This window comes from Asaia sp. As-1742 (assembly GCF_011753235.1).
GTDB lineage: Bacteria > Pseudomonadota > Alphaproteobacteria > Acetobacterales > Acetobacteraceae > Asaia > Asaia bogorensis_B.
In genome coordinates, this window is record NZ_VWWA01000007.1 from 1 (window position 1) to 23,697 (window position 23,697).

The following is a 23,697-nucleotide window of genomic DNA, read 5'->3' on the forward strand; positions in this document are numbered from 1 at the left end:
CCCAATCCAAACCAAAAAAGTCCAAAAAAAACGAAAAAACTCACACCACAGGAAACGCAGGACTCAAATGACCACCAACGCGAACCGCCTCAATCCTCACCGCCAAACCCGTCCGGTCATCCGTCTCGACGAAAACCCCACACACGGTTGCCTCACCCTCGGCCGGTTGCAGGCGCTCACCCGGCAGCTTGCGTACGAAGCGATAAAGCGAGGCTTCCTTGCCCATGCCAATCACACTGTCATAGTCGCCGCACATGCCTGCATCGGTCTGATACGCCGTCCCCTTCGAGAGGATACGATAATCAGCCGTCGGCACATGGGTATGCGTACCCACCACAAGCGAGACCTTGCCATCGAGGTAATGACCAAACGCCATTTTCTCGCTTCCTGTCTCGGCATGCAGATCCACGATGATGGCATGGGCGGTCATGCCAAGCTTGTGGCGCGACAGGCACTCCGTCACGGCCCGGAAGGGATCATCAAGCGGGTCCATGAAAAGACGCCCCATGACATTGATCACGAGCACCTTGCGCCCGTTGGGGAGCACGATCACGAAGGACCCCTGCCCCGGCGTACCCGGCGGGAAGTTCAGCGGCCGAATGATACGCGGCTCCGAGTCGATCTCGCGCAGCAGCTCCTTCTTGTCCCAGGCATGGTTTCCCAGCGTGATCACATCGACCCCGGCCTTGAACAGATCGGTGGCAATGGCAGACGAGAGCCCAAAGCCATGCGAGGCGTTTTCGCCATTCACCACCACAACATCGAGCTTCAGGGTTTCACGCCACGCCGGCAGACACGCCATGACCGCCTCACGGCCCGAACGCCCCACAATATCCCCAAGAAAAAGTAGTCTCACCCTGCTCTGCCTTCCCCGGCCTGTTGTCTGATAATTTCCCGCTCCGTCACGATCCGGTCGAGGGGCTCGTCATGCACACCCACAGGTACCGAAGCCACTTCCTGCCATGACAGCGCAAAGCCGAACGCCCTGCATTTCAGCGCGTCGAGAGTACGGTCGTAATACCCTCCCCCATAGCCCAGGCGATTGAAGGTCCGATCAAACGCCAGCAGCGGCACCAGCACGAGATCAGGGCGATCGTAATCGCCATCGGGATGGTGTGTTCCAAAGCGCCCCGCCACCATCTCGCAATCCGGCCTCCACCGTCGAAACAGCAGAGGCTCTCCTTTGGGCGTTGTCTCAGGGAGCAGCACATGCCGCCCGGCGTTAAAGAGCAGATGGCATAAGGCCCGCAGGTCCGCCTCACCAGGGAGGGGCCAGACGCAACCGACCCGGCCAAGATCTGGCTCAGCCAGAATCTGAAGGGCGAGATGCTCGTTGAGAGCCGTGTTTTCAGCAGGGGAGATGGGGCGTTCGATCCGTCGCTGTCGCATGATGCGGCGCAGATCCTGCTTTTCTTGATCGATATTCATGTGTGGAACCACCATGGCCGTCGGTCTTTCAGCCCTCCCGGACCTGCTCACGCAGGTGGGCGCCAGATATCATGACCACGATCACGACAGAGCCAGCTCCCTAAGGAAGTGCTTATCGGCCCAGGGGTTGAGTTGCCTGACGTACCGGGCAGTCCCACCCGACACTAACTAGGCACTCTCCAGCTCGGCTGCAATGCCTTCGGCCCGTTCAGCCAGCAAATTAAGCTTCTGCTCGCGTGATTCATTCTCGGCAATGATGCGCTCGGCACGCTGGACGCGCTCATTCGTGGTGGTCGGCAGAATTTCCTTGGCCAGATCATGCAGTTCATCCGCCATGAACAACGCCGCCATGACGAGTGTCCATGACTCCCCGCCCTGTGTGCCAAGCCCGCGCACACGATCGATACGCCGCTCAACCTGCCGGGCCAAATCCTGAAGATAGCGCTCCTCGCCATCCTGACACCCGATCGTATAGGAATAGCCGTTAAGACGAATGGAAACCTGCGCCATGACTAAGCTGCCTCCTCGTCACCCAGATAATCGATCATGTCCCGCACGCGCAGTCGCAGCGCCTCGATGTTGGCCGCAAGGGGCTGCCAGTCCATCGGTTCCTGCTCGTTCGCGCGTGGATGGTGCAGGGCATAGGCAATGCGGTCGAGCGCCTGCTCGATCCGGTCCTCAGGTCTCGCCTGTCCTGTGGCGCTATCGATCTGATCCGTCAAAATGGCCTCATCATCCACACAGGGTTTCTGCTTGTGCTAGAGAAGCCCTCATAATGTCACAAGGTCAAGCATGAAGCCGGTGGATCGCCTCCCGCACAAAATTGTTGCTCTTCCGGATGCGTCGCTCCTTCCGCTGCTTGGTCAGCTGGGTTCCAGCGTCCCCTATGCAGTCATATCCGGTGAGGGCCTCGGGCCCATCATGGGGTTTCCGTGGTGGCGTGCCCTGACTGAATGCCTCGATGTTCCTACGATCTTCGATGCAGGCTATGCCGCTTCGCTCGCGGCCTGCGCCTTGCGGGAGGGACAAAAATGGGTGGTGTGCACGGCCAATACCCCCTCCATCGAAACCGTGTCAGAGATCGCCCGCCTGCATAACGCCCATATCCTGCGAAAGCGCCCGGATTCTCTCACTCTTGGCAGGCCGCCTCATAACGCTTACCGAATTGATCAACTTCACAAATACCTCGCGCCCGACTCCTGAGCGCCCTATCAGACGGACGATTTCCATCATGCTGCCTTGCGAACTCTATCTGGTCACGATGCCGGATTTCGACCCGTCACGTGAGCTGGCCGACCTGGCGAAAGTGCTCGAACGCTGGACGCCAGCTGCCCTGCGTCTGTCCACAACCGATGAGACACGTGCGAGAAGCTGTGTGCGCGCTATTCGCGAAACCGTGCAGGCCAATGGCACGGCCCTGATCCTGACCGACCTCCCGGCTCTGGCGCATGAACTGGGTTGCGACGGTGTGCACCTTACCAGCAGCCCGGCTCAATGCCTGACCGCCCGTGAGGAACTGGGGCGCGACCTGCAACTCGGTGTCTATTGTGGCACAAGCCGTGACGAAGCCATGAGCGCGGGCGAACTGGGCGCTGACTATATCGCCATCGCACCCAATGCGCCTGACCTGGCTGCATGGTGGTCACAGATGATGGAATTGCCGGTTATTGCTGAGAACATTGAGACAAGGGAACAGGCTCTCGCCATGTTCAAGGCCAATGTCGATTTTCTCGCCGTCCCCCTCAGCTTCGTCGATGCCGACGAAGCCGGGGCGAGACTGAGCGATATCGTCAGCCGCGCGGCGGAAGAATATCCTGGGTGATATAAAGCGTCCCGTTGGACTGCGGGGCGCCATTAAGCCAGATCCTGGCGACACGACCTGTCATGTTCATCAATGTAAGCTGCCCGCTCGACGCATCGCGCTGCACGGTCAGCGTGTCACCACTGAGTGTTTTCAAAGCAATACGATCACTTTTTGACCGCTTCATTTTGGCATTCAGTCTGGCAGGTGACCAGTTGCCCCGCAAAATGGTGTAGCCAAGTATCTGGCGCAGCGTCACCGCGTTTTGGGGGCTCATCAACCCACCTGGCACCTGCGCCGCATAGCGTTCGAAGGGCTCGTTGGGAATGGCAAACACTGTAAAGGGGCCGTTGCGCCCCAGTCGGGCGAACATGGCCGACTGACGCAGGGCCTTGCGATAATCGGCCAGTTCCAGAGACGCCGATATGTTATCGAGCAGCGGTCTGTCGCTGAACGAGAAAGACGGCGGCTCTTCATAGGCAACCGGGCTCGATGTCTCGCTCTTGGTCGAAGCATGATACATGTGACTGCTGCTGACAGCCGGCATCTGCACGGCTGTCAATGAACCCTTGATGCTCAAAGGGTCCTGGGCGGCCCTGCTCTCGCATCCTGCCAGAGCGAGGGTCATCAATGCCCCGCCCAACACTCGTGTTTTTATTATTCTTGTTTTAGTGGGCGACATAAGGTTCAGCATCCATCTCCACGCATGGTCCAGCCGACCACACGACTATTGGTCAGCTCGAAAGTCGTCTGACAGGTCGTATTATAATAGCTGGGCGGGAAGCCGCCAAAGCCACCGCCCCAGCCGCCATAACCACCCCAGCCGCCGCCCCAGCCGCCATAGCCGCCCCATGGGCCGCCACCCCAGCCCCAGCCCCAGCCACCGGTGCCGGGCGAGTAATTGGTCTCGTTATCGATATAGGCCAGGAAGTCATGGCCACTGGCCTGATAGGTGCGCGTGGGAACGCCGAAAGTCCGCAACACATCCACATCGCTCTTGCCGATCATGGAATCCAGCACCTTGCGTTGCTGAACGGTCGGAACGTCACATGCCGACAGGGTCAGCAGCGCAGCAAACGACAGAAAAACTGTTTTCTTCATCATCCTGATACCCTTTCCGAAGCTGAAGCCGCCTGCCGGATCAGTTCGAAGCTGACGCCACTTTAGGCCATGAGAACGATTCTGCCCCTCAAAAAGGTGCATGGCTATCATAAGGTTTAAGAAAACCACACAATGTCACACAAGCGCGGCGCGCCGGTTGCCAGCATCACAAGCCGGTCAAACCCCAACGCAATACCACTGCACGGCGGTAACTCGACCAGATCAGCCAGAAAAGCCTCATCGAGCGGCCAATCCTGATCCGGTGCCAGAGCAATCCGCCGCTCCCTGTCCAGCATGAAGCGCGCGCGCTGTTCCACCGGATCAGTCAGCTCCTCAAAGGCATTGGCCAACTCAATTCCCGCGGCATAAAGCTCAAAGCGCAGCGCCACGCGCGGATCCTCGGGGTCACGTCTTGAGAGCGCTGCCTGCGCCGCAGGCCAATGCGTCAGGAAAGTCGGTCGATCACGCCCGATATGCGGCTCTATACGCTCCAGCAGCAGCCGAAAGAAAAGATCCTCCCATGTCTCGCCGACGCGCAAGACCGTACCAGCCTCCTGCGCCAGACGGGCGGCATCATTGCCAATACCCAGCAGATCGACACCGACATAGCGCCTGAACGCCTCGGCCATCGTCAGTCGCTCGAAAGGCGCGTCGAGTCTGAGCGTGGTATCGCCACAAGTCAGTGTGGGTGGCAGCAAATGCCGCAACAATGCCTCTGTCTCATCCATCAAGGAGCTGAGCCCTGCCCCAGGCCTGTACCATTCCAGCATGGTGAATTCGGGCGCATGCAAGGCACTCTGCTCACCGTTGCGCCAGACACGCGCGAGCTGGAAAATGGCGAGCCCGGTAGCCGCCACAATGCGCTTCATCGCAAATTCGGGGCTGGTGTGCAGGAAGCGCGGCTCCCTTGTGCCATCGGGTCGCTCGAGTTCGGTGCGAAAGCAGCGCAGATGCACCTCCTCACCCGGCACAGGCACCGCGCATGGTGTCTCCACCTCCAGATAATGACGGGCGTCGAAAAAGGCACGCACACCACGTTGCAGCAGGGCGCGACGCTGCAAAAGCGGCAGCCTGTCTGAAATTGCGTTTCGTCCCGCCATGATATGCGCTCTCCGGTTGCGAAAACAGTCTTGCCTGAAGTACAGCCCCCTGATGCCAGAAAAGGTCAATCCCCCCGCCGAACCGCGCCACGCCGGGCCACGCCCTGTCGTGCGCACGCCATCGCAGCTGATTGCGCTTGGACTCGTTCCGCCGGATCAGGCGGCGGCCCTTGAGGCTCTCTCCAATCAGTTCGCCACAGCCATCCCGCCGGCCTTTCTGGATCTGATCGACCATCCGGACGATCCAATCGGGCGGCAGGTTGTCCCGACCCCTGCCGAACTTCAGACCGCCCCATGGGAATTGCATGACCCGATTGGCGATGACGCCCTTTCTCCCGTGCCGGGTATCGTTCATCGCTATGCCGATCGCGCGCTGCTCAAGCCATTGCTGGTCTGCCCGCTTTATTGCCGGTTCTGCTTCAGGCGCGAGCATGTGGGGCCGGACGGCGGCCTCCTCTCAGATGAGGCACTGAACACGGCACTGGGCTGGATTGCCGATCACCCCGCCATCAGCGAAATCATTCTGACGGGTGGGGATCCGCTCATGCTGAGCCCGCGTCGACTGCGCCATATCATCGAGGCGCTGTCGGCCATGCCCCATATCCAGACCATCCGCATCCATAGCCGTGTGCCTGTGGCCGACCCCGCACGCATTACATCGGCCATGCTGGATGCTCTCGAAACCGATCGCGCCCTGTGGATCGTGCTCCATGCCAACCATGCAAGCGAAATGACGGTTCAGGCTCGAGCCGCCATACGGCAGATCCAGAGTCGCGCCATACCGGTGCTCAGTCAGTCGGTCCTGCTGCGTGGTGTCAATGACACCGAGGAAGCACTGGAGGCCCTGCTTCGTGCGTTCGTTACCGCCCGCATCAAGCCCTATTACCTGCATCAGCTCGACCCTGCCCCCGGCACCTCTCATTTCCATGTGCCGATCGATGAGGGACGTGCGCTGCTGGCCCGCCTGCGCGGCCGCGTGACAGGCCTCGCCTGGCCAACCTACGTGCTCGATATCCCGGGCGGTGCGGGCAAGGTGCCGCTAGGGCCGGATTACTACCACCCCGAGACGCAGCCCGGCGCCGTGCAGGACCCGGCGGGCAACACACACACGCTTCCCGCCATCCCGTCAGAGCGGGGATGAACCGGAGAACATCTCGCCTATCAGCCCCTTGAGCACCCGCATTGTCAGACGGCGAAGTGCAGGAGAGACACGATAGGGCTGCGTCTCGGGATCGGCCATGCGGGTGATCGTTTCACGCATCGAGGCTGGCAAGGTCGGAAACGGGTCAACCCCTGTCACCCTGATCAGCGTCGCAACAGGAACCTGCGTGCAGGATGGCGAGAGAGTGTTCTTGCACACATAGACCGTCACCGCCTGACGGGACGGCAGATAGACCGCCTTCCATGTCGAGGTCGGCACGGGCAGTTCACCGGGTCCGATATGGGCAGGGGTCTGCGTACGATAGGCTGGCCCCGTCACGACATAGGCCTCGCCCTCTGAAAGCACGAGCTCGCGCACCTTCTTCTCGACCCCGGCCCAGAGGCCGCGATTGAGGTCAGGTGTCTGCGGCACCATGTTCGCTAACGAGAATGTTTCCTGCTGTGATACCCGGCTGGGAGCATCCCCGCTCGGCATCATGTGCCCGCGGTCGAACCCGGACCGCTGATAGTCGACCAGACGGGCCCTGTCTGCCTCCGGCTGGCGTGTTTCCTCGTGAAATTTGCCCTCGCGCAATTGATGCTGGGCGTGGCGTATCTCATCACGCGTAAGATGCTCTGCCACCCAGACAGGCTCATGCGTGACCCCGGACACGAGAACAGCGAAATCCGTGTTGCACAGAAACGTATTGCGCGTTGTGGGTGCGGGTGCCGTCAGGGTCGGCGCAATTCCACCGGAGAAATCTGCCGCACACGCAACCGTGCCTGGCGTCTGTCCAGCCGAAACCGGAGCCTCGGCATAGGCACGCGACAGGCCGGGAAAACCCGAAAGACCAGAGCCGCCCCAGAAAACGAGACCCAGCCCGGAGAGGGCAAACACGCAAGAAGATCGAAACCGCATGGCTGCGCTCTAGCTGTCACTTTGCAAATGCACAACCAGATCGCACACATCGCCTCCAGAGCGGCATCCCGGAGGGCAGACCATGCATCTTGCTTGCTCTTGAGCGCCCGCTTCGTTAGAACCCCGCCTTTCACGGCGGCACAGACCCGTCGTATCCACATCACGATTCCCGGGATCTTTCTTCCATGAAGCAGCAGGCAAACCTGATTCGCGCCGGACAGGTTATTGAGCATGACGGTCGTCGCTGGACGGTTCTCAAGCAGCAGATCATCACGCCGGGCAAGGGTGGCGCCTTCATCCAGGTCGAAATGCGCGACCTGAACACAGGCAACAAGACCAATGAGCGCTGGCGCACCGCCGACACCGTCGAGCGCCTGATGACGGAAGACAAGGACTACACCTATTCCTACACGGATGGTGACAACATCGTCCTGATGGACCCGGAAACCTTCGAGCAGGTGATGCTGCACAAGGACATCTTCGGCGACCAGCTGCCCTTCCTGCAGGACAACATGGAACTGAACGTGAAACTGGTTGAAGGCGACCCGGTTGGCGTTTCCCTGCCGCCGCACGTCACGCTCGAAATCACCGAGGCCGATCCTGTGGTCAAGGGCCAGACGGCCAGCTCGTCCTACAAGCCCGCCATGCTGTCCAATGGCGTCAAGACCATGGTACCGCCCTTCATCGAAGCCGGCGAGCGCGTGGTTGTCCGCACGGACGACGCCTCCTACGTCGAACGCGCCAAGGCCTGATCACCTTCTGAAACGGGGGCGCAGCCACGCTGCACCCCCGCAAGGCCGCCTGCCGGGCTTGGCCTCAATACGACTACCCTGCTCTTTCACAGTTTCTCATCAGGATTATTGCCATGCGTCTCTCGCCGCATATGACCGTCATGCAGAATGCTGCGCAAAAAGCAGCCAAGCGCCTCCTTCGCGACTTCGCCGAAGTCGAGCAGCTTCAGGTCAGCATCAAGGGCCCCGGTGACTTCGTCTCGCAGGCCGATCTGCGTGCCGAACAGACAATCCGTGAGGAACTCGCCCGCGCTCGCCCCGGCTACGCCTTCCTGATGGAAGAGAGCGGCAATTCGGGCGGTGAGAACTGGACATGGCGCTGGATCGTCGATCCGCTCGATGGCACATCGAACTTCCTGCATGGCATTCCGCAATGGGCCATTTCCATCGCCCTGCAGCGTCGCCATCCCGATGGCTCGACCGAAATCGCTGCTGCCATGGTCTATAACCCTGCCGCCAATGAGATGTTCTGGGCAGAGAAGGGCATTGGTGCGTTCCTGAACGAGCGTCGTATTCGCGTCTCGGCACGTCGTGACCTGTCCGAATCGCTCATTGCTACCGGCATCCCCTTCGCCAAGACACCGGCCGATCGCCGTCTGCCGTTCGGTCGCACACTGGCGGCACTTATGCCCCATGTCGCAGGTTTCCGTCGCTTCGGTGCCGCAGCGCTCGACCTCGCCTGGGTTGCTGCCGGTCGTTATGAAGCCTTCTGGGAAATCGGCCTCAAGCCTTGGGATTGCGCGGCCGGTCTGCTGATCGTGCGCGAGGCTGGTGGCTACGTGACCGATCCGGAAGGTCTGGAAATCACCGATCTCGACAATGACGTAACGCTGGTCGCCGGTAACGGCCACCTGCATGGTCCGATCCGCAAGATCGTGCTCGACGCCCTGACCCGCAAGGCCTGAACCCCCAGCCTGCCCCCGCTCCGGCGCGGGCAGGATACGAAAACCGGTCATTCCGCAAATAAAACCGGATAGCGTGGGAACCATCGGGATAACGAGATCTCATTCCCCATTGCTAGCGCGGGGGGAGCGCGATTAGGATCACCCCGTCATGAAACGGCCGATCCTCCTCTCCCTCCTGTTTTCGGCCGGTCTTCCGGCTGCCCTGCTGACCGCGATGCCTGTACAGGCGCAGGTCACCTCCAATGATGATGCCATCCCTGCAGCCAGGCCTGCGGCGAAATCAGCACCTCAGAAGAACCCACAGAAAGCCTCCAAAGGCAAAACCGAGAAGGCAGGCCACAAGGGCGCGCACAAAGCGGATACAAGTTCCGCCACCAAGGGCAAATCTGCCTCATCTCACCCGGCTACGTCCTCGGCCACCAGCCCGGCACCCCAGGCACCCAACAGCAATCTGCCCGGCAAGAGTGCACCGGCCGCAACACCCCGTGCCCCTGCAGCACAGCGCGTCGGCGCACCGCCGGATGTTCCCGCCCAGCCCCCGCGCCCCGTTGTCATTCCGCCACCGGGCGTGACCGTACCGACCCATCCCCCTGTCCCGCCGGAGGAGGTCAAGCCCGACCCGGCATCGAAGGGCAAGGTCGAGAAGCAGGCAAACGGCCTGCGTGTGCTGTTCGATGCCAATAGCAGCGGCATGAGTCAGGCCATGATCGATGCCGTGCGCGACGAAGCCAGGATGCTGGCAGGCAAGCCCACCCTGCGTATCACGCTCTGGGCCTCGGCCAGCGGCACAAATGAGGATCTTTCCACCCCGCGCCGTATTGCGCTTGCCCGCGCACTGGTCGTGCGCTCCATCCTGATACGCGAAGGCGTGGCCACCACACGCATCTATCCGCGCGCCACCGGTCTGGCCCAGCCCGGCACGGCACCGGCAGACCGTCTCGACATCATCGCCGAGGGTGCCGTACCGGCCCCGATTTCTGAAGCCCAGTTCGGAACCGCATCGAGGACCCCAACGCCATGACCCGCCCGACCCTTTACCTCCTGCGCATAGGGATCTTTCTGGTCCTCGTTGCCGCCGTAGCGGCCCTGCTCAGCAAGACGCTCTATGCCGCCTTCTTTGCCAATCCGGCGCTGGATGGGCTGATTCTCGGTGTGCTGGTCATTGGCATCCTGTGGAATCTGCGCACGGTGCTGCGTCTGATGCCCGAGGTGAAGTGGGTCGATCAGCTGCGTGTGAACCGCACCGGCCTCGCCCAGCCCCAGCCCCCTCGCCTGCTTGGGGCGCTGGCGCGTAATCTCGCGGCCCGCACGGCGACAGGTCGGCTGAGCCTGTCGCACCAGTCGGCTCAGGCCACGCTCGACAGTCTTTCGGGCCGCCTTGACGAATCCCGCGATATCTCGCGCTACATGACCAGCCTGCTCATCTATCTGGGCCTGCTTGGCACGTTTTACGGCCTGCTGCTCACGGTCAGCTCCATTGCCGGGGTGATTGGCAGCATGAGCGTAGGCGATGGCAATCTCGACGCCATGTTCGGCCAGCTCAAAACCGGCCTCGCCGAGCCGCTCAAGGGCATGTCCACCGCCTTCTCGGGCTCGATGTTCGGTCTTGCCGGAGCGCTGATCCTTGGCTTCCTCGATCTCAATGCCGGTCAGGCCCAGAACCGGTTCTTCAATGAAGTCGAGGAATGGCTTGTCGGTATCACCAAGCAGGGCGGCACCCTGATCGAAGGGGGCGATGCCTCCGTGCCCGCCTATGTGCAGGCCCTGCTGGAACAGACAGCCGAGAATCTCGAAACCCTGCAGAATGTCGTCTCGCGCAGCGAGGAAAGCCGCATGCAGCAGCTTCAGGTCATGGACGGGCTGCAGGAGCGCCTCAAGGCCATGACCGACCTGCTCCAGTCGAACCAGAAGATGATGAACCGTGTCGCGGAAGGGCAGGCTCTCCTTGGTCCGTTCCTCAAGCATGTCGGCGAGGCCGCAACACCCGGCACGGCAGCCTTCAACGATGCGAAGGACAGTCGCGAGCAGTTCAGCCGAATCGAGGGCCATATCGTACGGCTGATCGACGAGCTTCACAGCGGCCGTGCCCAGATGGCTGGCGAGATCCGCAATGATCTGCGCGTTCTGGCGCGCACCATCGCTGCCACCAGCCCCGGCGGATCAACGGTCGTTCCCCCTTCGGCGCAATAAGGCGAGGCGGATCTCATGGCACGACGCTCAAGACGCAGCTCCCACGGCGGAGAACTCAATGCCTGGCCCGGCTATGTGGACGCCCTCTCCACGCTGCTCATGGTGGTCACCTTCGTTTTGCTGGTCTTTGTGCTGGGCCAGCAATTCCTGTCCGTGGCCCTGAGCAAACGCACCCACTCGCTCGATGCCCTGCGCCAGCAACTTGCTGCCCTGCAACAGACATTGTCGATGACAGAGGCCAAGAACACGCAGCTTAGCTCGATGGTGGCGAGCCTCACGACCGATCGCGACAGTGCCAAACGTCAGGCTGATGTGCTCACACAGCAGCTTGCCACGCTGAATGGCACCATTGCCGAAAAGGAGCAGGCGCTCGCTGCTGCCGGTCAGGCCACGCAATCCGATCAGGCCACCATTGCCGAACTCAAATCACAGCTCGAACAGCTCAACCAGCAATTGCTTGCCATCGGCCAGGCCCTCGATATCGCGAAAAAAGATGTCACGGCACGCGATCAGCAGATCACGGATCTGGGCAACAAGCTCAACGTGGCGCTGGCCGACAAGGTCAATCAGCTCAAGCGCTACCGCTCGGAGTTCTTCGGTCGCCTTCAGGATATCCTGAAAAACCAGAAAGGCGTCGAGATCGTTGGTGACCGCTTTGTTTTCCAGAGCTCCATTCTCTTCCCTCAGGGCAGCGCCGATCTGACGCCAGAGGGTGAAAAGGAAATCGCGGCGCTGGCCCATACCTTCAAGCAGGTCTCAAGCCAGATCCCCACCGATATTCCCTGGATTCTGCGCGTGGATGGCCATGCCGACAAGCAGCCTATTCATACTGCCTTCCCCAGCAACTGGGAGCTGTCGAGCGCACGTGCCATCACCGTGGTCAAGGTGCTCATCCGCGAGGGCGTGGACCCGCATCATCTCGCAGCGACCGGCTTTTCGGATTACCAGCCGCTCGACCAAGGCAATACGGCAGCCGCCTACACCCGTAACCGCCGCATCGAATTCCGCCTGACGGATCGCTGAAGCCCTCAAAGCAGCCCTGAACAGGCAATGAAACGTCAGGGAGAAATCGTATGGCGGCGGTTTCTCCCCAATGACAAGAACGGCGCAATCGCTTATGTATCGCGCCATGACCGGCACGCCCCTCTCCCAGATCCGCAATTTCTCGATCATCGCCCATATCGATCACGGCAAGTCCACGCTGGCTGACCGTCTGATCCAGGCCTGCGGTGCGCTCACGGCACGAGAAATGAAGGAGCAGGTGCTCGACAATATGGAGCTCGAGCAGGAGCGCGGCATCACCATCAAGGCGCAGACAGTGCGTCTGACCTACCCGGCCAAGGATGGCAAGACCTACATCCTGAACCTCATGGACACGCCGGGCCATGTCGATTTTGCCTATGAGGTCAGCCGCTCCCTTGCCGCCTGCGAAGGCTCCATTCTAGTGGTCGATGCCTCCCAGGGCGTCGAGGCCCAGACGCTGGCCAATGTCTATCAGGCGATCGACGCCAATCACGAGATCGTCCCTGTTCTGAACAAGGTCGATCTGCCTGCCGCCGATGTCGAGCGCGTGCGCGCCCAGATCGAGGAAGTAGTCGGCATCCCGGCCGATGACGCTGTCGAGGTGTCGGCCAAGACAGGCCTCAACATCGAAGGTGTGCTTGAAGCCCTCGTGACACGTCTGCCCCCGCCGAAGGGCGATGCCAGCAAGCCGCTTCAGGCCCTGCTGGTCGATAGCTGGTATGACCCGTATCTCGGCGTCATCATTCTTGTGCGTATCATGGAAGGCACGCTCAAGCGTGGCGACAAGATCCGCATGATGCAGGCTGGCTCGACCTATCACGTCGATCAGGTGGGCGTGTTCCTGCCCAAGATGACCGCGGTCGAAACCCTTGGCCCGGGCGAGATGGGCTATATCAATGCCGCCATCAAGACGGTGGCCGATGTGGCGGTGGGTGATACCGTCACCCTCGATCGTACCCCTGCCGACAAGCCTCTGGCCGGGTTCAAGCCCTCTATCCCTGTGGTGTGGTGCGGTCTCTTCCCCATCGACGCCGATGATTTCGAGAAGCTGCGCGATTCGCTCGCCAAACTGCGCCTGAACGACGCCTCGTTCCATTTCGAGGCAGAGACTTCGGCGGCCCTTGGCTTCGGCTTCCGCTGTGGCTTCCTCGGTCTGCTGCATCTGGAGATCATCCAGGAACGCCTGTCGCGCGAGTTCAATCTCGACCTGATCGCAACCGCGCCGTCCGTGGTTTACAAGATGCACCTGACCAACGGGACGCAGGAAGATCTGCATAACCCGGCAGACATGCCCGACCCCGGCAAGATCGAGAAAATCGAGGAGCCTTGGATCAAGGCCACCATTCTGGTGCAGGACGAATATCTCGGCAGCGTGCTTACACTCTGCAGCGAGCGTCGCGGCATCCAGATGGATCTGACCTATGTCGGCAACCGCGCCATGGCCGTCTATCGCCTGCCACTCAACGAAGTGGTGTTCGATTTCTACGACCGCCTGAAATCACTCACACGCGGCTATGCCAGCTTCGACTATCAGATCGATGGCTATGAGGAGAGCGATCTCGTGCGCATCTCCATTCTGGTCAATCAGGAACCCGTCGATGCCCTCGCCTTCGTTGCCCATCGCAGCGTCGCTGAAACGCGTGGCCGTGCCATTTGCGGCAAGCTCAAGGATCTGATCCCCCGCCAGCTCTTCAAGATCGCCATTCAGGCATCCATCGGCTCACGCATCATTGCGCGTGAGACGCTGGGTGCCCTCTCGAAAGACGTGACGGCCAAGTGCTATGGCGGCGATATTTCGCGCAAGCGCAAGCTTCTCGAGAAGCAGAAGGAAGGCAAGAAGCGCATGCGTCAGTTCGGCAAGGTGGAAATCCCGCAGAGCGCCTTCCTTGCCGCACTGAAGATGGACTGAGACCCCCCGGCCCCTACGTGGAGCACCGGAATAATAACAAAAAAGAAGGACTTCCCCATGGCCACCACTGCTGCGATCGTTTTCGTCAAGGATGATGTGGACGATATCGGCTGGTGGATTGCCCACCATCTGGCCGTCGGATTTGACCAGCTGATTGTCATTGACGATCACTCGACGGATGGCACCTGGGAAGTCGTGCAACAGGCGGCAGCTATTTTTCCGGTAGAGGTTCAACGCAGCCAGATTACCGATAACGCCACCTATGCCGAGCGCCGCTCAGACGCCTATGGCCTGGCGATCGATTTCTGCCGAAACCGTTTCGATTGGGTGATCTGTCTTGAGATCGACGAGTATGTCTGCCCGGAAAGCGATCCGGACATAGGCACTTTCCTGTCACGCTTCGACCATGCCGATGGGATCATGCTGCATTGGTCGATCTTTGGCTCGAATGGTCACGTCACTCGTCCCACAGAAGCCCCGCCTGCCGCTTACACGCGACGTGCTGCGTTGAATTTTGCAGACCACAATCTGGGCAAGTCTTTCATTCGTCCTTCAATATTCAACGGGCAATTCATCGACGGGTGTCACTGGACCATCGCCCCCGAGAATTATCTGCGCGCCAACGGTGATTTCTTCGAAACAGACACGCCGGCAGACTGGAATGGTGCCCGGATCCTGCATTATGTCACACGCAATCTGACCCGTTACACCAATCGCCTCGCGCAGCTGACATCTTCCGGTCAGACTGCCCCGGATTTGTGGTCCCATTTCAACCGCAATGAAATACAGGATAGTGAGTCGGCACGTTTCATGGAGGCGACGCGCGCTTACGCCGCACGCCTTGGGCGCGCCATACTGGACTCCCTCTACTGGCGCATGCGCCAGGACATTCAGGAAAACAGCCTGAGCTTTGTCCCTGACACGCCCCTTACGGTGCGCAGCCATCAGAGTGTGCCTTCACCCCGCCCCCTGCGATTTGCCTCTCTCTCCACAGCGGCAGATGAGACGCTGATATACGACAGCAAAACGAGGCGTCTGGCATTCTCGTCCTCCGGCACCGATGAAGAAAACCAGGTTTTCCTGGTTATGGAAGACACCCTGGCCCGACAGGAAAACCTCCGCATCCAGCCGAACGCGTTTTTGCTGTTGCCTGCTACAGCGGCCGACGCATCGGGCCCCCTTGGGGCCTTCCTGACGCACTGGATACCGGTGCACGTCGATGACACTGCTGCTGAAGCCGAGGGGGTAGCCCTCTTTCTGCCAGCCAGTATGCAGTGGCTGGCACGTGATGAACACGGCGCTCTCTCGCTTGATGGGCAAACGCCACAGCGCCTGCACCCTGCACCGATCACCCCGGACCGATCTGTGATCGCACGTATCCAACCTTACCTTGCGCTGCGCAGTCATGGTGACACGCTGCATGATTTCTGTGCTGGCCTCGATATGCTGCGTGCGCCCCACGCAGACGCACTTGCCTGCGCTATTGCCCACCTGCCTGCACCCAAACGGGCGTTGCTGCAAAGCAAGTATGCTGGTCTCGTGCCCCCTTGGCTCGCCCATAGCTGAGGGACGCGGCAAAGGGACGCTACCTTGTCACCCAGTCACATGTGACATTCGCGAGACAATGTTGATCAGGAACTCCTACAAGCCAATCTCGTAATTTAGGGATACCCCCAGACTGGGGCGGCGTCCCGGACACATCACAGTATGTGTTCCTGCTTCCAACCTGGACCCCGCCCTGTCTGCACCCGCGTCCGAAGGCAGCAGAAAGGCACAGACCGTGGCAGAAACCGGAAACCCCCCGAACCCGCCACGGCGACGCCCTGTGCGCAGGGCGCTTGCCATCATATCGGGCGCGCTTGCAGTCATCCTCGTGCTGCTCATTCTGTTGTGGAACTGGGACTGGTTCGTACCCCTGGTCAACCGACGTGCCAGCGCGGCCCTGCACCGCCCCGTCACCATTGCCCACCTGCATGTCCGACTTGGCCTGACGACAGCAGTCGCGGTGGATGACCTCCAGATCCATCAGCCTGAAGGTTTCGAGTCAGAGAAAGAGCTGTTTGCCAGCGCAAAAAAAGCGACGGTGGCCGTCAATGTCTGGCATTACATTACCCATAAAGGGCTCGAGGTGCCTCTGATCGCGCTCGACACGCCCAAGGGCGATATCGTCGCTCTGGCCAACGGGCGCAACAACTATACGTTCACCGATCCGAACGCCAAGCCCGAGCCCGCATCGCCGCAGCAATCCACCCCTCTTCCCAAAATCGGCACAGTAACGATCACTGATGGTGATATCCGCGTCGCCATGGCCAAGCTGAAGACGGATATGCATGTCCTGCTTCATACGACGCCGGCCAAGGGTGATCAGGATGGTACCATCGTCGTCGATCTGAAGGGGCGCTATGCGCAGGCACCGATCTCAGGCCATATCGTAGGTGGCTCGCTCCTGACGCTCACCAATTCCACGCGTCCCTATCCTATTGATGCCCGACTGGAAAACGGACCTACCTACGTCACGCTCCGTGGCTCGGTTGATGATCCCCTGCATTTCAAGGGCACGAAACTCGTCCTGCATTTCGCAGGTCCCGACATGTCGCTGCTTTACGCCCTGACGGGAATTCCCATCCCGCAGACGCCATCCTACAGCATCTCAGGTAATCTCGATTACACGGCGGCCCATATCCGCTTCACCAATTTTGCCGGCAAGATGGGTTCATCGGATATCGGCGGCACGATTGCTGTCGATCCTCAGACCAAGCCCATCACGGTCGATGCCAACCTGCATTCGCATAATGTGGATCTGAAGGATCTCGGCGGGTTCATTGGAGCCAAGCCAGGTAATGAAGAGAGCAAGAAGGCTACGACAAGCGACCGTATCCTTCCCTCGACGCCCATCAACGTCCCCAAGCTGAACTCGGTCAATGCGCATCTCGTCTATAAGGGCGACCATATCGAAAACAAGGATATGCCGCTCGACGATATTCTTGCCGATATCGTTGTGCAGGATGGTGCAATCACGATCAACAAGCTCAATTTCGCCGTGGGCAACGGTACATTGGGCCTGTCCGGTGCTCTCGATCCCGCCCCGAATGGCCAGTTCAAGACCCATTTCAAGGTCGACGTGTCACGCCTGTCGATCCAGCGTCTGATGAAGGCCACAGAAACCTTCAAGGGTGAGGGCACGCTTGGTGGCCATATCACCCTCGCCGCAACCGGCAACTCCATTGCCTCGCTTCTGGGTCATGGTGATGGTGGCGTCACGCTGGTGGTCGATCATGGTGGTGATGTCTCTGCGCTTCTGCCCGACCTGATGGGGCTAAAGGTGGGCAGTGCCATTCTTTCGGCACTCGGCATCCCCCAGCGCTCCGACCTGAAATGCTTCATTGCTGACATGCCTCTGCGTCAGGGTATCCTGAGCACCAACTCCCTGCTGCTCATGACAAACAATACCCGCACGCTGGGTGGCGGCACCGTCAATCTGCGTAACGAGACGCTGGACTATCACGTCACCACCCGCTCGACCTCGTTCAACATCCTCTCGTTCCCCGGACGCGTGAATATCAGCGGCCCGCTCAAGAGCCCCACCATCATGCCGGGAGCCGAAATCATCGGTCGTGCCGCTGCCACGGCTGGACTGGCCATCGCCTTCCCTCCGGCGGCCCTCCTGCCCACTATTCAGTTCGGTGTTGGCAAGGGCAGCGCATGTGAGGATGCGCTGGGTCAGGCCAATGCCAACCCGGCTGCCGGAATCAAGCCGGGGAGCACGACCGGCGCTGGCGCTGCAACCGTCCAGCCCAATGCCCCCGCGTCCCAGCCCCAGGGCAAGAAGCTGAGCCGCAAGCAGATCCATTCTGTCTGGAAGGAACGCCTGAAGCAGAACTGAGACCGGGGCGTGATATCGGGCGTCACCCGCATCATCACGATTGATCAACAAGCGCCATCCTGCCAGTCTGCATGGATGGCGCGCAAATCCCTGTTCCTCACCGCTCTGTTATGTCTGGCTGGCTGCGAGGCTCCCGCCACACCTGCCAAGACAGACACCCAGAGCGGCCTGCCACCCGTTATCCTGGTCTCAATCGACGGCTTCAGGCCCGATTATCTCCATCATGGCGACACGCCGGTGCTGGACAGTCTGACCGGCGAGGGGGTGTTCGCGCCCATGCGCCCCTCCTTCCCGTCAATCACCTTCCCCAATCACTATACGCTGGTCACTGGATTGCGCCCGGACCATCACGGCGTGGTTGGCAACACCATGACCGACCCGGATATTCCCGGCGAGACCTTCAGTGTGGGGCATCATACCGGCGTCGATGATCCACGATGGTGGAATAACGGCACACCGGCTTGGGTCACCGCCCAGATGCATGGTCTGATGAGTGCCTCTGTTTTCTGGCCAGGCTCGGATGTCCCCATACTCAACACGCGCCCCGAAATCTGGTACCATTTCGACCACAAGATCACACCGGCGGAGCGCGTCGGAACAGTCCTTTCATGGTTCGACCGCCCGGCTGAAAAGCGCCCGGCCCTGTCTTTGCTCTATTTCGACGGGGTCGATCATCACGGCCATGTAGATGGCCCCTTTGCGCCCGAAACGAGACAGGCCATTCATGAAGTCGATGACGCGCTCGGAGTCCTGATCGCAGGCCTGAAACAACGTCACGTCCAGGCTAATCTCATTATCGTTTCCGATCACGGCATGACGGCGCTCAGCCCTCAACGCGTCATATCCCTTGCCGCTCTTGCGCCGGCACAGGCCATGAACGTAGTCACAGCAGGCCCTTATGCCGGCATCAATCCTGTTCCGGGGCATGAACGCGAGCTTGCCCGCGCCCTGTCCGCGCCTCATGAGCATGTAACCTGCTGGCCCAAGGCCCAGATCCCGCCCCGGCTGCATTACGGCACCAATCCACGCGTACCTGCCTGGCTCTGCCTGGCTGAAAATGGCTGGACGCTTGCCCGCGATGCCCATGATCATATCTCGAAGGGCGGGCATGGCTACGACAACCAGGCCCCGGACATGCTGGCCACCTTCATCGCAGCAGGCCCGGCCTTCGTTCCGCACAAGACCCTGCCCACCATCGACAATGTTGATGTCTATCCACTGGTCATGATGCTTCTTGGCCTGCTGCCTGAGAACAATGATGGCACGCTCACCCCCTTGCAGAGCGGCCTGAGGGACAGTTATCGCGCGATCCAGTAACTTCGCTCGTCAAACCGTCCTGCTAGCGGGCTACCGGCCCGCCGGTCTGCCTGTCTAAATGGCATCCCGGCCGTGAGATGAAACAGGATGCGCCGGTTATGATGCAGGAACCGGGGAGAGACGCCTCATACCCCTTGTCGTCACGCCCCCTGCCCACCTAGAAGAACGCGACGCCCCTTTCCTGCCCGGAGCCCGCCCTACGTGTCTGCCTCTCCCTTTTCCTCCTGGCTGGAACGTCGCTTCAGTATCGGTCAGCGCGGCTCGACCATTCAGCGTGAAGTGCTGGCTGGTCTCACGACATTCGGTGCCATGGCCTATATCATGGCGGTCAACCCCGCCATCATGGCCAATGCCGGGCTTGCCCAGCATGACATGATCATGACCACCATCGCCGCAGCCATCTGCGGCACGCTGCTCATGGCCCTGTTTGCCAATATGCCCATTGCGCTGGCCCCCGCCATGAGCAGCAATGCGATCTTTGCCCAGATCGTAGTCAAACAGATGCATGTCGATGTGCGCACGGCGTTCACCATCGTGCTGCTCGGAGGCGTGGCCTTTACCGCGCTATCCGTCACGAAACTCCGGCATCGCATCATCCAGGCTTTTCCCGAACCGATCGTGCTCGGCATCCAGGTCGCTATCGGGATCTTCATTGCCCGTATCGGCATGGTGACGGGTGGGCTTGCCGTCTCGGCAGGCGATGGATTCCATTTTGGCGCCCTCAGCGACCCTTCAGTGCTGCTGACCCTGTTCGGCGTGTTTCTGGCCGGTGTTTTCATGGTAATGCGCGTCCCCGCCGGAATGCTCATCACCATTCTGGCAGTCACACTTGTCAGCCTGTTCGTGCACAAGAACGGCCATCCTATGGCAAGCCTGCCAGGCCAGGTGGTCGAATGGCCGCATTATCCCACCCACCTGCTTTTCCCGTTCAACTTCGGAGATTTCTTCTCCCATCTCGAATTGCTGCTGCCCATCACGCTCTATTTTCTGATCAGCGATTTCTTCGATGCGACAGGCACCATGTACAGTGTCGCCAACAGGGCACGTCTGACAAAACCTGATGGCACCACCCTGCTGGGGCGCGCCGCTTTTGCGGCTGACGGCTCTGCCAGCATCATCGGTTCGGCACTCGGCACCAGCACGGTCTCGGCCTATGTGGAAAGCCTTGTGGGGGTGGAGGCTGGCGGTCGTACAGGGCTGACAGCGCTGGTCGTGGCACTGCTTTTCGCTGCCTCTTCTGTGCTTTGGCCGCTCATCGTCATGATTCCCCCCGAGGCTACCGCACCGGTGCTCATCCTCGTCGGCCTCTCGATGCTTTCTGCTCTGGGGCAGGCCGCCAACCATTCGCAAGAGGCCTTGCTGACACCGGCCTTCATGCTGCTCATTGCCGTACTCACCGGTAATTTCATGATCAGCCTTGCTCTCGGGCTGCTGTTCTACTCCCTCATGCTCGTCGTCACGCGTCAGTTTGTCCGCCTCACCCCAATGGTGCTCGGGCTCGATGCCGTATTCCTGTTCTATCTCATCCTGATCAGCCGAACGGGGCTCGGTCAGGGCTGAATAACCAGACGCGACGAGCCATTGGCCTTCAACCATCACACAGCCCATCTACAGAATGGGCTGTGTGTGCCGTGCCCCTGACCTTCTGGTCGGCACGGGAAACCGGCACAGACTTGCGGATCGTCATCTTGTGATACCCCGCCAGCGCCAACCACTCCGCCTCGATAATCGTTGACTCAGTCAAGCAGGGCCCCATTGCCAGAGGCCCGCATGAATGAAAGAGGCTGCCACAGTGTCTACCCTTCTCAAGGATCTTGCGTCATTCAAGGATGAGTTCATTGCCCTAAGGCATGATCTGCATACTCATCCTGAGCTCGGTTTCGATGAAAAACGCACCAGCGATATCGTTGCTGAAAAGCTCCAGTCATGGGGCTACACGATCGAACGCGGCTTTGCCGGTACCGGTCTTGTCGCCACGCTGCGCAATGGAACCAGCAACAAGGTTATCGGGCTGCGTGCCGAGATGGATGCACTCCCCATTCTCGAAAAGACCGGTCTGCCCTGGCAGAGCGCCCAGTCAGGCGTTTCCCATATGTGCGGCCATGATGGCCACACCACGATGCTGCTTTGCGCCGCACGCTATCTTGCCGAGAAAAAGCCCTTCGATGGTATTCTTCATCTGATATTCCAGCCTGCCGAAGAACTCCTGTGTGGCGGCAGCCGCATGATCGATGACGGGCTGTTCAAGAAATACCCCTGCGATATCTTGTTTGCCCAGCACAACATGCCTGGCTACCCCAGCGGTAATTTCTATTTCCACAAAAATGCGAGCATGGCGTCGTCGGATACCGTGCGCATCACGCTCAAGGGTACGGGCGGTCATGGTGCCTTCCCCCAGAAGTCACATGATCCGGTCGTCGCCTCTGCCCAGCTGGTGCTGGCCCTGCAAAGCATCGTCTCGCGCAATGTCGATCCCTTTGCGCCTGCCGTGGTGACGATTGGTGCGCTCAATTCCGGCAGTGCGGCCAATGTCATCCCTGACAAGGCCGAGCTGCTTCTGAGCATCCGCACCATGACAGATGAAGTCCGCCAGCTGGTTCTCAAACGCGTTACCGACATTGCCACCAACACGGCAGCCGCCAATGACTGCGCGGCCGTGGTCGAGCATCTGAATGGCAGCCCTGTGCTAATCAATGACGGCAAGGCCATCGACTTTGCCCGCAGCACCGCCGCCGCGTTGTTCGGGGCAGATCATTGCCATGACAGCCCGCCCTTCATGGGGAGCGAGGATTTTGCCTTCATGCTGCAGGCGCATCCCAATGGCTGCTACTGGTTCATCGGCAATGGTACCGAGGGGTGCAACGGCACCCCGCTCCATAATGGCGGGTTCGATTTCAACGACGACAACATCCTCCCCGGTGCAGCACTCTTCATCGGCCTCGTGGAACGTTATCTCGCTCCGGCCGCCTGAGGCACAGAGCAAGATTTCTGCGCTTTTCAGAACGCCTGACGATACAGCCCGATCATCTCATTCTCGGTGATCGGAACAGGGTTGTTCACGAGAACACGGGTCTGGGTTATCGCATCCGCTGCCAGAGAGGGCAGCGACTCCTCGGTGACCCCGACATCGCGCAGACGACGCGGCAGACCAGTTTCATCCATCAGATTTTCCATGAAGCGAATGAATGTCTCTGCCTTTTCGGCGGGCGTACCGCCCTGCGTCACACCAAGATCATCGCCAAGTTCAGCGTAGAGCCCGGCCGCTTCGCGCATGTTGAACCGGAGCACATGAGCAAGCATCAGTGCGTTGGACAAACCATGCGGCACATGGAAATACCCGCCAAGCGGATAAGCCATGCCGTGAACGAGACCAACCGGTGAATTGGCAAAGGCCTGACCGGCCAGCATTGCGCCGAGCAACATCGCCTCGCGTGCAGGGCGATTATCGGGTTCCCGGCATGCTGTAACCAGATTTCTACCCAGCAAGCGCAGGGCCGATCGGGCGAGATGATCCGACACAGGATTCTTGCGTCGTTTGCCCGTATAGGCCTCTATGGCATGGACCATCGCATCCAGTCCGGTCGCCGCCGTCTGGAGAGGCGGTAGACCGCGTGTCAGTTCCGCATCGAGCAGCACAAAATCGGCAAAAAGCTGCGACGCGACCACACCGCTCTTTCTCGTTCCATCAAGGGTGATGACTGCCACATTCGTCACCTCTGACCCCGTCCCGGAAGTGGTGGGCACCTGGACGAGAGGCAGCCGCCTGCCCTCGACACGATCCACACCGTACATGTCTGCAAGAGGCTGATGGGTCGTGCCGAGCAGCACCGCAGCCATCTTGGCAACGTCGAGCGATGACCCGCCGCCCAACCCCAGTACCAGTTCCACTGCGGCCTTTCGACCGACGGCCACACATTCCAGCAATACGGACTCGGGAGGATCAGCAACGACGCCATCAAACAGCGTGATCTTCAGACCGGCGGCAGACAGAGACGCGATAACAGGCTCCAGCAAGTCTGAACGGGCCAGACCGCGATCCGTCACCAGAAGCACAGAGGCCACAGAAAACCTGCCTTTGAGATCCTGCCCGAGGCCAGAGATCCCTCCCCATTCCATCCTGATTGTCGGTACGGTTTGAAAGCAGAATGCAGGCATATTCATCAGGAATTTCTCCCTTTTTGAAAGCGGCC

At 60.2% G+C, this 23,697-nt stretch carries 24 protein-coding genes and 1 other RNA gene; 14 read left to right on the forward strand and 11 right to left on the reverse strand.

Annotation, left to right across the window (positions count from 1 at the left end; translation table 11 throughout):
- Positions 1 to 40 precede the first annotated feature (40 nt).
- From F3J08_RS11305 to F3J08_RS11325, 5 genes are all read right to left on the reverse strand, one after another.
- A complete protein-coding gene (locus F3J08_RS11305) occupies positions 41 to 856 on the reverse strand; it encodes a TIGR00282 family metallophosphoesterase (RefSeq protein ID WP_062165411.1) in 816 nt (271 codons plus the stop codon).
- Positions 853 to 1,428 carry a 5-formyltetrahydrofolate cyclo-ligase gene (locus F3J08_RS11310; RefSeq protein ID WP_240149310.1) on the reverse strand — a complete coding sequence of 192 codons (576 nt, stop codon included), beginning with the start codon at positions 1,426 to 1,428 and terminating at the stop codon, positions 853 to 855. The genes F3J08_RS11305 and F3J08_RS11310 overlap by 4 nt, the downstream gene beginning before the upstream one ends.
- 1 nt (position 1,429) lies before the next feature.
- A non-coding RNA gene (gene ssrS / locus F3J08_RS11315) (6S RNA) lies at positions 1,430 to 1,586 on the reverse strand.
- A 10-nt stretch (positions 1,587 to 1,596) separates the two neighbouring features.
- Positions 1,597 to 1,938 carry a cell division protein ZapA gene (locus tag F3J08_RS11320; protein ID WP_122040474.1) on the reverse strand — a complete coding sequence of 114 codons (342 nt, stop codon included), beginning with the start codon at positions 1,936 to 1,938 and terminating at the stop codon, positions 1,597 to 1,599.
- Positions 1,939 to 1,940: 2 nt separating this feature from the next.
- On the reverse strand, positions 1,941 to 2,150 hold the full coding sequence (locus F3J08_RS11325; protein ID WP_205206955.1) for a hypothetical protein: 210 nt from the start codon (positions 2,148 to 2,150) through the stop codon (positions 1,941 to 1,943).
- A gap of 70 nt (positions 2,151 to 2,220) precedes the next feature.
- On the opposite strand from F3J08_RS11325, the gene F3J08_RS11330 reads away from it, so the two are divergent.
- Together F3J08_RS11330 and F3J08_RS11335 are read left to right on the forward strand one after the other, a co-directional pair.
- A complete protein-coding gene (locus F3J08_RS11330) occupies positions 2,221 to 2,631 on the forward strand; it encodes a hypothetical protein (protein ID WP_166930047.1) in 411 nt (136 codons plus the stop codon).
- Between the two features lie 28 nt (positions 2,632 to 2,659).
- On the forward strand, positions 2,660 to 3,250 hold the full coding sequence (locus tag F3J08_RS11335; RefSeq protein ID WP_166930049.1) for a thiamine phosphate synthase: 591 nt from the start codon (positions 2,660 to 2,662) through the stop codon (positions 3,248 to 3,250).
- On the opposite strand, the gene F3J08_RS11340 is transcribed toward F3J08_RS11335, so the two are convergent.
- The 3 genes from F3J08_RS11340 to epmA form a co-directional block, all read right to left on the reverse strand.
- The gene (locus F3J08_RS11340) at positions 3,219 to 3,752 is read right to left on the reverse strand and encodes a fasciclin domain-containing protein (protein ID WP_166930050.1); all 534 of its coding nucleotides are present in this window, start codon (positions 3,750 to 3,752) and stop codon (positions 3,219 to 3,221) included. The genes F3J08_RS11335 and F3J08_RS11340 overlap by 32 nt on opposite strands.
- Before the next feature lie 164 nt (positions 3,753 to 3,916).
- The gene (locus F3J08_RS11345; protein ID WP_370458718.1) at positions 3,917 to 4,333 is read right to left on the reverse strand and encodes a hypothetical protein; all 417 of its coding nucleotides are present in this window, start codon (positions 4,331 to 4,333) and stop codon (positions 3,917 to 3,919) included.
- A 113-nt stretch (positions 4,334 to 4,446) separates the two neighbouring features.
- Positions 4,447 to 5,430, reverse strand: coding sequence for an EF-P lysine aminoacylase EpmA (gene epmA, locus F3J08_RS11350; protein ID WP_166930052.1), 984 nt, complete (start codon positions 5,428 to 5,430; stop codon positions 4,447 to 4,449).
- Between the two features lie 52 nt (positions 5,431 to 5,482).
- Here epmA and F3J08_RS11355 point away from each other — a divergent pair, with 52 nt between their 5' ends.
- The gene (locus F3J08_RS11355) at positions 5,483 to 6,571 is read left to right on the forward strand and encodes a lysine-2,3-aminomutase-like protein (RefSeq protein ID WP_166930053.1); all 1,089 of its coding nucleotides are present in this window, start codon (positions 5,483 to 5,485) and stop codon (positions 6,569 to 6,571) included.
- On the opposite strand, the gene F3J08_RS11360 is transcribed toward F3J08_RS11355, so the two are convergent.
- On the reverse strand, positions 6,557 to 7,489 hold the full coding sequence (locus F3J08_RS11360; protein WP_166930054.1) for a DNA/RNA non-specific endonuclease: 933 nt from the start codon (positions 7,487 to 7,489) through the stop codon (positions 6,557 to 6,559). The two genes, F3J08_RS11355 and F3J08_RS11360, sit on opposite strands and share 15 nt — an antisense overlap.
- A 185-nt stretch (positions 7,490 to 7,674) precedes the next feature.
- On the opposite strand from F3J08_RS11360, the gene efp reads away from it, so the two are divergent.
- From efp to F3J08_RS11410, 10 genes are all read left to right on the forward strand, one after another.
- Positions 7,675 to 8,241 carry an elongation factor P gene (gene efp / locus F3J08_RS11365; protein ID WP_023979275.1) on the forward strand — a complete coding sequence of 189 codons (567 nt, stop codon included), beginning with the start codon at positions 7,675 to 7,677 and terminating at the stop codon, positions 8,239 to 8,241.
- A gap of 113 nt (positions 8,242 to 8,354) precedes the next feature.
- Complete coding sequence (locus F3J08_RS11370) at positions 8,355 to 9,185, forward strand: inositol monophosphatase family protein (RefSeq protein ID WP_023979274.1); 831 nt, start codon at positions 8,355 to 8,357, stop codon at positions 9,183 to 9,185.
- A 148-nt stretch (positions 9,186 to 9,333) separates the two neighbouring features.
- Entirely contained in the window at positions 9,334 to 10,206 is an 873-nt protein-coding gene (locus F3J08_RS11375; RefSeq protein ID WP_122040482.1) for a hypothetical protein, read from the forward strand.
- Positions 10,203 to 11,375, forward strand: a complete 1,173-nt coding sequence (locus tag F3J08_RS11380; RefSeq protein ID WP_166930056.1) for a flagellar motor protein MotA — start codon at positions 10,203 to 10,205, stop codon at positions 11,373 to 11,375. The genes F3J08_RS11375 and F3J08_RS11380 overlap by 4 nt, the downstream gene beginning before the upstream one ends.
- 15 nt (positions 11,376 to 11,390) lie before the next feature.
- Positions 11,391 to 12,398: a peptidoglycan -binding protein gene (locus F3J08_RS11385; RefSeq protein ID WP_122040484.1), complete on the forward strand. Its 1,008-nt coding sequence runs from the start codon at positions 11,391 to 11,393 to the stop codon at positions 12,396 to 12,398.
- Positions 12,399 to 12,504: 106 nt separating this feature from the next.
- Positions 12,505 to 14,307, forward strand: coding sequence for a translation elongation factor 4 (gene lepA / locus F3J08_RS11390; RefSeq protein ID WP_023979824.1), 1,803 nt, complete (start codon positions 12,505 to 12,507; stop codon positions 14,305 to 14,307).
- A 57-nt stretch (positions 14,308 to 14,364) separates the two neighbouring features.
- Complete coding sequence (locus F3J08_RS11395; RefSeq protein ID WP_166930057.1) at positions 14,365 to 15,873, forward strand: glycosyltransferase family 2 protein; 1,509 nt, start codon at positions 14,365 to 14,367, stop codon at positions 15,871 to 15,873.
- 214 nt (positions 15,874 to 16,087) lie between these two features.
- Entirely contained in the window at positions 16,088 to 18,190 is a 2,103-nt protein-coding gene (locus tag F3J08_RS11400) for an AsmA family protein (protein WP_166930059.1), read from the forward strand.
- A gap of 9 nt (positions 18,191 to 18,199) precedes the next feature.
- Positions 18,200 to 19,507 (forward strand): ectonucleotide pyrophosphatase/phosphodiesterase, encoded by a 1,308-nt coding sequence (locus tag F3J08_RS11405; protein ID WP_205206957.1) that lies wholly within the window; start codon positions 18,200 to 18,202, stop codon positions 19,505 to 19,507.
- 201 nt (positions 19,508 to 19,708) lie between these two features.
- On the forward strand, positions 19,709 to 21,067 hold the full coding sequence (locus F3J08_RS11410; protein ID WP_166930060.1) for an NCS2 family permease: 1,359 nt from the start codon (positions 19,709 to 19,711) through the stop codon (positions 21,065 to 21,067).
- A 28-nt stretch (positions 21,068 to 21,095) separates the two neighbouring features.
- Here F3J08_RS11410 and F3J08_RS11415 read toward each other — a convergent pair whose 3' ends face one another.
- Positions 21,096 to 21,251, reverse strand: a complete 156-nt coding sequence (locus F3J08_RS11415) for a hypothetical protein (protein WP_166930062.1) — start codon at positions 21,249 to 21,251, stop codon at positions 21,096 to 21,098.
- A gap of 48 nt (positions 21,252 to 21,299) precedes the next feature.
- Between F3J08_RS11415 and F3J08_RS11420 the strand changes: the two genes are divergently transcribed.
- Positions 21,300 to 22,478, forward strand: coding sequence for a M20 aminoacylase family protein (locus F3J08_RS11420; protein WP_370458719.1), 1,179 nt, complete (start codon positions 21,300 to 21,302; stop codon positions 22,476 to 22,478).
- A gap of 26 nt (positions 22,479 to 22,504) precedes the next feature.
- Here F3J08_RS11420 and F3J08_RS11425 read toward each other — a convergent pair whose 3' ends face one another.
- Positions 22,505 to 23,668: an iron-containing alcohol dehydrogenase gene (locus F3J08_RS11425; protein ID WP_166930065.1), complete on the reverse strand. Its 1,164-nt coding sequence runs from the start codon at positions 23,666 to 23,668 to the stop codon at positions 22,505 to 22,507.
- Between the last annotated feature and the right edge of the window lie 29 nt (positions 23,669 to 23,697).